General features: G+C 57.5%; 1 rRNA gene. It reads right to left on the bottom strand.

What is annotated here, in order from left to right:
• Nucleotides 1-1,160, bottom strand: a 23S ribosomal RNA gene (locus tag ACFVHI_RS37185); the annotation flags it as partial.

The following is a 1,160-nucleotide window of genomic DNA, read 5'->3' as shown; positions in this document are numbered from 1 at the left end:
CCTACACCCTTACCCCGGGACAACCACCGCCCGGGCTGGACTACCTTCCTGCGTCACCCCATCGCTCACCTACTACAGACTTGGTTCAGCGGCTCCACCACGTCCCTTTGTCCGAAGACTCCGGGCCGGCTTCACGGCCTTAGCATCACCTGGTTCAGCGTTGGCGCTTCAAAGCGGGTACGGGAATATCAACCCGTTGTCCATCGACTACGCCTGTCGGCCTCGCCTTAGGTCCCGACTTACCCTGGGCAGATCAGCTTGACCCAGGAACCCTTGGTCAATCGGCGCAAGAGTTTCCCACTCTTGTATCGCTACTCATGCCTGCATTCTCACTCGTATACCGTCCACGACTGGTTTCCACCGCCGCTTCACCCGGCACACGACGCTCCCCTACCCATCACAGCAGGCGTTGGCCCTATATGCTGCAATGACACGACTTCGGTGATGTGCTTGAGCCCCGCTACATTGTCGGCGCGGAATCACTTGACCAGTGAGCTATTACGCACTCTTTCAAGGGTGGCTGCTTCTAAGCCAACCTCCTGGTTGTCTCTGCGACTCCACATCCTTTCCCACTTAGCACACGCTTAGGGACCTTAGTCGGTGTTCTGGGCTGTTTCCCTCTCGACCATGGAGCTTATCCCCCACAGTCTCACTGCCACGCTCTCACTTACCGGCATTCGGAGTTTGGCTAAGGTCAGTAACCCGGTAAGGCCCATCGCCTATCCAGTGCTCTACCTCCGGCAAGAAACACGTGACGCTGCACCTAAATGCATTTCGGGGAGAACCAGCTATCACGGAGTTTGATTGGCCTTTCACCCCTAACCACAGGTCATCCCCCAGGTTTTCAACCCTGGTGGGTTCGGTCCTCCACACGGTCTTACCCGCGCTTCAACCTGCCCATGGCTAGATCACTCCGCTTCGGGTCTTGGGCATGCAACTCAGACGCCCTATTCGGACTCGCTTTCGCTACGGCTACCCCACACGGGTTAACCTCGCTACACACCGCAAACTCGCAGGCTCATTCTTCAAAAGGCACGCAGTCACGGCCGTGATCCGAAGACCACGACGACGCTCCCACGGCTTGTAGGCACACGGTTTCAGGTACTATTTCACTCCGCTCCCGCGGTACTTTTCACCATTCCCTCACGGTACTATCCGCT

This window comes from Kitasatospora sp. NPDC127121, from assembly GCF_042677305.1.
Taxonomy (GTDB): Bacteria; Actinomycetota; Actinomycetes; order Streptomycetales; family Streptomycetaceae; genus Kitasatospora.
This window is presented reverse-complemented; position numbering and strand designations above follow the sequence as displayed.